Origin of the sequence: Kitasatospora sp. NPDC056446, from assembly GCF_042796115.1 — a bacterium.
Classification (GTDB): Bacteria; Actinomycetota; Actinomycetes; order Streptomycetales; family Streptomycetaceae; genus Kitasatospora.
On record NZ_JBHTRF010000139.1, the window covers coordinates 1 to 8,973 of the forward strand.

Here is an 8,973-nt window from a genome sequence, read left to right on the forward strand (position 1 = left end):
GCCTTCGGCGGCCTGTAGCCGACGGCCCGCGGTTGCTCCAGCGGGCCGACGAGGGCCGTACCGGCGGGCCAGGGTGCAGTCCGGCTTCGCGCAGCGCGGCCCCCGGTCCTACTTGCCCGCTGCCTTCCGGTGGCGCTCGATCCGGGCGAGCGTCTCCAGCCGCTCGGGCTCACCGTAGTTGGCGGGCACGGGTTCCCAGATGATGTTCGAGCCGTCGTAGATCAGGCCGATCAGGTTCTCCACCTCGTCAGTTTTGTAGAACTGCTCGGTACGCCCGCCGAAGGCGACCCACCACAGCGCGGTGCTGCTGGGCTGCCCGGGCCGGTAGAGGAACTCGCCGCGCCAGCTGAGCACTCCCGCCTGGGCCAGGTGGTTGAGGGCGTCGAAGATGTGATGCTGGCGGCCGTTCTTGTAGGTGACCATCGGCTCTCAGCGGCCATCCGGCACCCGGCGCTTCGCGGCCTTCGCCTCCAAGACTTCTACGTGGTCCCCAGCTTCGTCCACCGACAGCCCGGTGGGAACCGGGGTCGTCGCGGCGGGCAGACCGGTTTCCCCTGCGACGTACATGGCCATAGTGTCCCGGACGAGCTGCACTGGCCCGGTACCGAAGACCGAGGTGTGCTGCTCGGTCGTGAAGTCGCCGGGCGCGAGGGTGTTGGTGGCATAGGGGTCGATCGTGACGCCGGACCGCGGAGTGAAGAAGGTGTAGGGCCTGCGGTACTTCCCGATGGTCACGCCGACCACCTCCTTGGCGCCGGCCGCAGTGAACAGGTTCCTGGCCCAGTCCAGGCTCATGCCCTGGGTGGTGAAGTCGTCGAAGACGATGACCGTTTTGCCCTTCAGGTTCCTCCGGTGGTCCGGGTTGAGGTGCACGGTGTTCGCCTGGGTGGCGATCGTGACCTCGCTGTGCCGTCCGCCAGCGCGGGCCCTGCTCGTGTCGATCGCCTGGGTCGCCCGTACGATCAGGTCGTCCTTGTAGTACCCGCCCGCCATGACCCTGGCAACCTTCAGGAACTCCGCGAGCTGGTCGTTGACCTTGCCCGGGCTGCTGCTGGGATAGACGCAGAACCACGCGCGGCTGGGCAGGCAGTCGTCCAGGTAGGCCGAGCAGAGCAGATGCGTCATCAGGACGTCCCGGGCGCTACGGTCTCCGACCTCGACCTGCTGGTCGTAGGTGAAGATGGTCTTCAAGTCGAACCGGGCAGGCAGGGTCCCGGGGAAAGTCTCGTCTGGCTGAAACAACGAGCGCACGCGGAACCGGCGCGCTGGGTCGTCCAGAGTGAAGAGCCACTCCGGCTCATGGAGAAGGTGCCGGTCGAGCAGCCAGTACAGGTGCACCGGATCGTCCGCGGCCAGGGACACGATGGGCTTGCCCAGGGCGCTCGCCCAGCGGGCGTGGATATGGAGCACCTTGCCGTTGATGCCGGTCATCCAGTCCCACTCGGAGGTTCCGACGATCACCATCTCGGCCTTGCGGCGGCCAAGGCGATCGACCACCTCGTCCAGCCAGAGTCCGCTGCCACGGTTCTTGTGCCCGGGGATGTCGTCCTGGCAGAGGTGCAGCACCGGCTGCGGGAGGCCGGCCGCGGCGCAGTACGCAGCGGCGTCGATGCGCCCGGTCGTCAGCAGGACCCAGACCACCCCCTGCTGGTCAAGGGCGTGGAGCACCTGAGCCACGTCAGGGTGGGGTTTCCACGTCCCGTTCTCGAACACGGCCTTGTAGTCGAAGACCACGGCCCGCACCCGGTTTCCAGCCATCGCACCCGCCCACCCCGCCCCGCTGCGGCAGAGCGATAAGTCCGATCAGTACTCCCATGATCCCGTATGCCAAGCCCATCATGGGCGCTTCCGCGGCAAGAACCAGTTCTCGCCTATGCGGCCAGCCCGGTACCTGTGGTGGGTCAACTCAAGTCGAAGTCGTTGGGGTCGAAGTCGAAGTCATCAGGGCCGAAGCCGCCGTAGCCAGCGCCGCCGTTGAAGTAGTCGGCGAGGGCCTGGCCGACGATGTGCCGAACCTCGTCCTCGTCCTCGGCGAGGGCCAGGGCTGCGGCCTGGTCGCCCGTCAGGTTCAGGTGGATGTCGCGGGCCCGGACGGCGTCCGAGCCGCGGATCTCGAAGCTGACAGCGCGGCCGACCCGGGCCCCGATGCCTGAGACGGTGCCGCGCTGGGCCAGTTGCTTGGCCTTGCGCTCCCGGCCGCGCTCGGTGGTCTGCACGTCGACCGCCTCGTGCTGGAGCTGGTCGACGTGCTGCTGCTTGGTGGGGTGGCGGGTGCCGTCGATCCAGCGCAGCACGGTGCGCGGCGCGACGCCGTAGGCGGCGGCCATCGCCTTCGTGTTCCCCCCGTACTTGCGGTTCCGAACCTGGCCGACCTGCGTCGTGGACTGCACCGGCGCCTTCCGGGACGGGAACAGCCCCTCCCGTACCCGGCCGAACAACCCCTTGGCCATCAGTTCCCGCCTTCCTCAACGTCGTCAGTGCCGGTGCCGGCGGCCTCGCCGTCGGCAGCGGTCTGCTCTGGGCCGATCGCGGTGCCGTCGGTGGCGTAGTGGTGGACCAGCTTGGAGGGGTGCTCGCGGCGCTCCATCGTCTCGAGCACGGCCACCAGGGGGATGGAGGACTCGTGCTTGTGGCTGCCCGGGGCGATGCCCAGGCGCAGCGCGCCGGGGACGGGGGTGCCGTCGTCCTTGACCGGGAGGAGCTCCAGCGGTGAGGGGACGTCGGCGGCGTAGAGGTAGGAGTCGACGTTGACGGCGAAGGGGGCGCGGCCGGTGAGCTGGAGGGTCTTGCGGAGGCGGCGGTGGGCGGCGATGCGGGCGGCGGCGATGATGTGGAAGCGGATCTCGGGGCGGTAGGACCAGGAGGCGGCGATCTTCTCCAGCCACACCGGGTCGTCGAGGTGGCGGGCGGAGTCGGCCCATTTGCCGATGCCGCCCTTGTAGATGGACTTGTAGAGCCCGGCGAGGACCAGGGCGTCGGCGCGGACCGGGGCGCCTCCGGTGTCCTTGTGGACGGCGTAGGCGGCGAGGAACTCCTCGGGGCTCTGGCCGTCGGTCAGGCCGAGGTCGGCGTAGGCGCGCTTGTACCCGGCGCGGATGCGGCCGGTCCACTCCTTGAGCAGTGGCGCGGTGTGCGTGCTGAGGTACGCCTCGGTGATGGTGGCCGGGTCGAAGCCGTAGGTGGTGGCCATGTAGGCAACGGTCGGGGTGGCGTACCAGCCCGGGCCAGTGGGCGGGCGGCCGTGGAAGGTGGCCGGGTGCGGCAGCAGCTCGTCAACCGGGGTACCGGTGAAGTCCGCCCACCACAGGCCGGCGGTCTTGCCGCCGTCCCACGCCGGGTTCTTCACCAGCTCCAGCGGGCCGATGGGCAGGCGCAGGGAGTCGGTGACGGACAGGTAGGAGGCGCAGACGTCGACCGCGACCGCGAACCGGCGGCCCGTCTCACCGGTCGTGAGTTCGCGGGCCCACCACTTGTAGTCCTCCTCCTCGCACACCGCCGCACCCTTGCCCAGGAGCTCGCGGGTGAGCGGGTGGCGGGCCCCGGCCGCCGGCGGCACGCACAGGTCCCCGCTCGGGAGGGCGCCCTCGCGCAGGTGCGAGGACCACTCCCCCGTCACCTGGTCTTTCACCCACTCCACTCGCGGGCGTACCGCGTCCAGGAGCAGCATCGCGGTGGAGGCGGTGGTGGCTCCGGGGGCGGTGCCGAGGTCGGTGGTGAAGGCGCGGTAGCGGCGGGTCAGGGTGGACCCGTCCTTGGTGCCGTCGGGGGCGGTCGCGAGCGGGGTGGCGAGGGCGCTGGTGGCCTGCTGGCGGCTGTCGCCCTGGCCCAGCCACGGCGCGATGGTGACCCGGACCGAGGTCTTCGGGCCGCCGGCCGACCCGGTGCGGCGGAAGGCGTGGAAGGACGGGCCGATCTGGTCGGAGAGCTCCATGCCGACCGTGGCGGCGGCCTTCGCCAGCTTGGCCTGCAGTGCGATCAGGGCCTTCTCCGTGGCCGGGAACGTGGCGGGCAGGCCGAGCTGCTTGAGCGCGGCAGCGGTCAGACACAGCATTCCGTCGCCGCCCCGGCCGGCCGGGTGGGCGCGCTCGACGCGCAGCGGCAGCCCGGTACCCAGCCACGCGAACCAGTCGCCGAGCTTGGTCCCGGCCGGGGCCGGGGTCTGCGGGACGTCCAGCACCCAGGTGCCGTCCTCGGTGACGTCCAGCGCGACCGCCGGCCACCACCGCGCGGCAGCAGCCGGGGCGGCCGGACCGGCGGGACGCCGCGCAGCCGGGCGAGCGTGGGCACGGGAGGCCGCCGGGCGCGGCCTGGCCGACGGGGCCGTGGACGCGGTGGTCACGGGCCGCACCGGCGCCGAGGCGGCAGGAGCGGGAGCAGCCGGGGCGGCCGGGGCCGGGACGACGACGGGCACCGGGGCGGTCGGAGCCTGGTCCGCCGGAGCCGGGGCCGGCTGCTGGGTGACCGCTGCAGCAGCGGCCTCGGGCGCCGGGATGGCGGCGCGGCAGAAGCCTCCCAGGTGCATCGGGCGGCCCTGGGCCCGGTAGACGGAGGGCTGGCCGCACTGCACGCACGGCGCCGCCTCGCCCATCACCAGCGAGCCGTCCGGGTTCTGGTCGAGCAGCGGGACCACCAGGCCGTCGGCGGCCTCCTGGACGGCCGCCGGGGCGGCGAACGCCTGCGGCACGGCCGGGACCTCGGGGGCGGGCTGCTCGGGCGCGGGGAAGCGTTCCGCCAGACCTGCGAGGAGCCGCGCATAGGCCGGGGCGATGTCCGGGCCCGGAACGGCGCTGCCGTCCTCCCAGCCCCGCACCAGGGTCGAGTCCACCCGCAGAGCTGCGGCGATCTGCGCGGGCGTCAGCCCCGCCGCCAGGCGCAACCGCTGCCGCTCCGCAGGCGCCGGGAGGCCGGTGCGCACGCCCGAGAGCAGGGCGTCGACTGAGTCGAAGAGCTCGTCGGACATCAGGCGCTCCTCAGCGTCCGTTGGGTCGGGTCGGGTCGATCCGCGGGTCCCCGAAGAGCTTGTCGAAGACCTGCTCGGTGAGGCAGGCGATCGGACCCTGCTCGGGGCGCAGGGTGTAGCCGGCGGTGCGCCCGAGATCTGCCACCGCGATCGGCACCTGCGGCCGGTAGTAGAACTCGAGCTCCCGGCCGGCGAACCCGGTCGGCTCCACCACCGTCTGCGCGGGGTCGCACGGCAGGGTGAACGAGGGCAGGCCAGCCACGTCCTCCTCGGCGGCCAGGTGCAGCACGCCGTCGTCGGTGGTGCGGAACGCCACGGCCAGGTCCACGCCGCCGGCGCGGCGGTCGCGCGGCAGCCCGTGGCCCTCCAACACCCGGCCCAACTGCGAGGGCGCCATCGCAGCCGCCTGGCCCAGGGCGCGCCGGTTGGAGTAGCTGTCACTGGCGTCCGCACGAGACATGGCCAGCTCCTTGACCATGTTCAGGTGCTGAGTGACGCGGCTGATGCAGGCGACCAGGGCGGTCAGGTCGTCGAAGGCGGAGGCCTCCGGCGGCTCCACCAGCCGCTCGCCGCGCAGGGCCGCGAGCAGCGCCCGGGCGAGGTCGTCGTGCACCTCGACCTGCTCACCACCGATACTGATCCTCACGACACAACCACCAAACAGTAGGACATAACCAAATACTACACCCGTCCCTCTTGGAGCCACAAAAGGGAAAGGGCGCGCGGCACCCGATGCGCGCCCCTTGGTCCCCGTCATCCGCCTTGCCGAGAAGCCCGTCCCGTTCTGACGCAGGCGAACGCTTTATCAGCAGGGGTTGGTAGCCTCCGCCATGACTTTTCCGCTTGCCACCATCCTTGGCACCACTGCCGCGATCGGCAGCGCGATAGCCGCAGGACTCGCCCTGCTGTCGTCCCGTCGATCGAACGAGGCGTCGCGGGCCGCGAACCGCACCGCCGACTCGCTGGCCGCGATCGAGCACGACCGCTGGCACCGCAAACTCACCCCGCAGATCCGACTCGCCTTCGTGCCTGGCACGAGCACTCTTCAGATGAAACGGACTGGCCCCGTCGACCTGGACCGCCTGGACCAGGTCATCGTCACTGTGCAGAACGAGGCTGGCGTCAAACACACCGGACATTCCCATCTCGGCGGATCACCATCCGAGAAATGAGCTCGCGGCGGTCGTGTGGTCGCCGCCGCGCTTGAGGCCGGGCGTCAACGAGGCCGATTGTCGGCTCGGCCGGCTCTCGGAGACGTTCGCGCTGGAGGCCGGGTATCACCAGCCGCTTGCAATGGAGCCGAGCCCCGCGTCGCGTTGGAATACAGGATCCTGGGAACGGCACTGGGAGGGCAAGCCGCTCCGGCTCAAAATCGAGTGCAGGCGAGACGGCACAAACCGTGGTTCATCGCCGCCGAGGTGGCCGCCGTTGATCTCCAAGCGCCAGCCACCTGACGGCCAGACAAGTTCAGGCCTGAATCTCGGACCCACAGTTGCCGAACGTGGCACGTCACCGGCTTGGATTGGTTTGGATCAGGAGTCGCCAGGCGTACCGCCCGCGATGTCACTGAGCAGTTGGGGAAGGATGTCCTCCTCGTACACGGGGACGGAGCGCTTCACCATCGCGGACGCCAGGCCAGGGTCCCAGGGCGAGTCCGTGTCCTGCAGTCGCAGGAGGTCGGCGCCGTCGGTGCCGTCGGGGGCGGCCGCGAGGTAGTCGGCCGCGCCCATCCGCCACGGGATTGCGTCCGGGGCTGCCGCGAGGAGTGCGCGCACGTGTGCCAGACCTGGCGGATCGAAGTCGGCTCTGACGGCGATGCGCCAGCCGGCATCCGCGAGGAGCGCGATCGCCTCGCATTCCAGTTGTGACGGCGTACCGGCGGTGCAGATCACCCTGGGTGCTTCGGCAGTGGCCCCCGCCAGGGCATGGCGGTTCGCTGCGGCAGCCAGGACGGAGGGGTTCTCCGTCACAAACACCCACTCGCCGGTGGCCGGTGGAGGCTCCCACGTGATCGGGGCCAATTCTCTCGGCGGGATGGTGACGGTCGCCCCGGCCGGGATGTGCCAGCCCGCGGGGTGGACCCCGGTGACGATGAGCCCGCCGAGCAGGTCGTCGTAGTCCACTCCGAGGCGTGCCCAGCTCGACCGCGTGCCCGAGCCGGGTGATCCCGTGAGGGCGAGGACGAGCGCCGGCAGTGCTCCTGCGTCGAGTGCGTGCGGGTTTCCGGGCACCAGGAGGCGGCGGTCGATGCGTTGGCCGGGCAAGGGCAGGCGGGATGCCACCTGCAGTGCCTGGGCGAGGAGTTCGGCCGCGTCCTGCGTGTTGGCGAGCCGGGTGATCCAGCCGAGGCCGCGCAGCCGGCTGAAGAGGGTTGCAGGGCCGAGGAGTTCGCGGACGTGGCCGGGCAGGGTTGTCAGAGAACTATCGAGCTGGGCGCGGATTCGGTCTCTAGCCGCGTTCTTCTCGGCGTGGCCGCGGGCCTTTTCTGCCAGGCTCCGGTTGCAGGCGTGGGCTGCGACGGCACCTGGGGTGATCCGGGGCCCGCGGGCGGCGAGCGCTGTGGTGAGTTCCTCGAGGGTAATGCGGCGACGCTGGCCGGGCTCCAGCGGTCTTCCTCGGATGAGGCCGGCTGCGGCGGCACGCTGCGCCGGGTCGGCAGGGACGGTCACCGTCACGGCGGGCCCGGTGGTGAGGTGTTCGTCGCCGCGGCGGTCGGCTGTCGCGGCGAGGGCCTGCCACAGCCAGGTGAGTTCGGGCCGCAGCAACGGGGTGAGGTCGGCGTCCATGCATGCTCCGCTGCACAGCTGGCAGCTCATGCCGGTCCTCCCGCCTGGCCGTCGTCCTGTCCGGGGTCGCCGGGCAGGACCTGGTTCGTCCGGATCAGCATGGGGAAGGCGACGACGGTGCCGTCGCTGCCTGCTTCGAGGTCGTGGGCGTCGATTCCGTCCCATGCGCCGGGGGCGCCGTCCCACAGGTAGGAGGTGCACAGGATGTCCAGGTCGAGTTCGGCGAGGTAGCGGGCGAGGCCTTCGCGTCCGCGTTCGTCGACTTCGGCGGGCACTTCGTCGAGCGGGACCAGGCGCAGTCCGGTGGGTGTGTGGCGGTCGTAGTTGGCGGCGATGGCGGCGAGCATGGGGGCCAGGACGACGAGGCGCCGTTCGCCGCCGGACAGGCCGGTGCGTGAGCCCCATTGACCGGTGACAGGTGTGCCGTCGGGTCCGGGGCGCTCGACGAGGTAGCGGACGGTGACCCAGGTACGGATGTCGACGGCGGCGGCGAGGCGTTCTTCCATGGTGGAGCCGTCTGCGGCGGCCAGCAGCGCCTGGAGTGCTTGGCCGACCTGCTCTTTCTGTTCTTCGGTGCGGATCGCGTCGCCGACTTCGCACGACAGGTGGTAGACGGTGCGGGTGGCGGTGTCGAGGTCGTCCCGCAGAGCGATCTGGACTTGGACTCCGACTCCGGAGGATGCTTGGGCTGCGCGCATCTTGCGGTTGACGGTCTTCCTCCACTCCGTCAGGGTTGCCCATGCGGTCCCGAGGGCGGCGGGCAGTCGTCCGATGACGAAGTCGCGTAGTGCCGCCGCTTCGGCGGCGTCGAGGGCGGCTCGGGCTCTGTCGGCGAGGGTCTGCGCGCGGGTGGCCGCACTCAGGGGGTTGTAGGGGGTGTCCTCGTGGGTGAGGACGAAGGCTTCGAGCTGCTCGAGGCCGGCGGGCGGCTCGTCGCGGGCTACGGTCCAGGTCTGGGCCAGTTCCGCGCGCAAGGTGTCGTAGCGTTCGCCGAGGGTCTTCTTGGAGGCCGTGGGACGTCGGGCGAGGTGCTCTTCGACGGCGTCGAGGAGGTCGGGCCCGGCGGCGTCCTCGCGGAAACCGGCCCAGTCGGTGTCGGCGCCAAGGGCCTGAGCTGCAGGGGGCCAGGCGAGCAGGGCGGCTAGACGAGCCCGGGTGGTCTTCTGCTGGGGGCGCGCATCGTCCAGCCGTTCCCGGGCGGAGGCGAGCGCGAGGTCGCAGGCGGTG

8 protein-coding genes are annotated in these 8,973 nt (G+C 71.2%); 1 reads left to right on the forward strand and 7 read right to left on the reverse strand.

The window, feature by feature from the left end:
* Positions 1-108 precede the first annotated feature (108 nt).
* From ACFQ6N_RS39545 to ACFQ6N_RS39565, 5 genes are all read right to left on the reverse strand, one after another.
* Complete coding sequence (locus tag ACFQ6N_RS39545; RefSeq protein ID WP_380659000.1) at positions 109-423, reverse strand: hypothetical protein; 315 nt, start codon at positions 421-423, stop codon at positions 109-111.
* A 6-nt stretch (positions 424-429) separates the two neighbouring features.
* A complete protein-coding gene (locus ACFQ6N_RS39550) occupies positions 430-1,734 on the reverse strand; it encodes a hypothetical protein (RefSeq protein ID WP_380659001.1) in 1,305 nt (434 codons plus the stop codon).
* Between the two features lie 167 nt (positions 1,735-1,901).
* Complete coding sequence (locus tag ACFQ6N_RS39555) at positions 1,902-2,450, reverse strand: hypothetical protein (RefSeq protein WP_380659002.1); 549 nt, start codon at positions 2,448-2,450, stop codon at positions 1,902-1,904.
* Positions 2,450-4,960 (reverse strand): multiprotein-bridging factor 1 family protein, encoded by a 2,511-nt coding sequence (locus ACFQ6N_RS39560; RefSeq protein ID WP_380659003.1) that lies wholly within the window; start codon positions 4,958-4,960, stop codon positions 2,450-2,452. The genes ACFQ6N_RS39555 and ACFQ6N_RS39560 overlap by 1 nt, the downstream gene beginning before the upstream one ends.
* A gap of 10 nt (positions 4,961-4,970) precedes the next feature.
* Positions 4,971-5,606, reverse strand: coding sequence for a hypothetical protein (locus ACFQ6N_RS39565; protein WP_380659004.1), 636 nt, complete (start codon positions 5,604-5,606; stop codon positions 4,971-4,973).
* 184 nt (positions 5,607-5,790) lie between these two features.
* Here ACFQ6N_RS39565 and ACFQ6N_RS39570 point away from each other — a divergent pair, with 184 nt between their 5' ends.
* Positions 5,791-6,132: a hypothetical protein gene (locus tag ACFQ6N_RS39570; RefSeq protein WP_380659005.1), complete on the forward strand. Its 342-nt coding sequence runs from the start codon at positions 5,791-5,793 to the stop codon at positions 6,130-6,132.
* A gap of 360 nt (positions 6,133-6,492) precedes the next feature.
* On the opposite strand, the gene ACFQ6N_RS39575 is transcribed toward ACFQ6N_RS39570, so the two are convergent.
* Both ACFQ6N_RS39575 and ACFQ6N_RS39580 read right to left on the reverse strand, forming a co-directional pair.
* Positions 6,493-7,746 carry a DUF2399 domain-containing protein gene (locus ACFQ6N_RS39575; protein WP_380659006.1) on the reverse strand — a complete coding sequence of 418 codons (1,254 nt, stop codon included), beginning with the start codon at positions 7,744-7,746 and terminating at the stop codon, positions 6,493-6,495.
* A gap of 26 nt (positions 7,747-7,772) precedes the next feature.
* Positions 7,773-8,973: SbcC/MukB-like Walker B domain-containing protein (locus ACFQ6N_RS39580; RefSeq protein ID WP_380659007.1), on the reverse strand; the 1,201-nt coding region annotated here is incomplete at its 5' end.

Bases quoted from the DNA above. Each gene is read 5' to 3' on its own strand.
- ACFQ6N_RS39575 (WP_380659006.1), bottom strand. From the start codon at position 7,746: ATGGACGCCGACCTCACCCCGTTGCTGCGGCCCGAACTCACCTGGCTG.
- ACFQ6N_RS39545 (WP_380659000.1), bottom strand. From the start codon at position 423: ATGGTCACCTACAAGAACGGCCGCCAGCATCACATCTTCGACGCCCTC.
- ACFQ6N_RS39555 (WP_380659002.1), bottom strand. From the start codon at position 2,450: ATGGCCAAGGGGTTGTTCGGCCGGGTACGGGAGGGGCTGTTCCCGTCC.
- ACFQ6N_RS39570 (WP_380659005.1), top strand. From the start codon at position 5,791: ATGACTTTTCCGCTTGCCACCATCCTTGGCACCACTGCCGCGATCGGC.
- ACFQ6N_RS39560 (WP_380659003.1), bottom strand. From the start codon at position 4,960: ATGTCCGACGAGCTCTTCGACTCAGTCGACGCCCTGCTCTCGGGCGTG.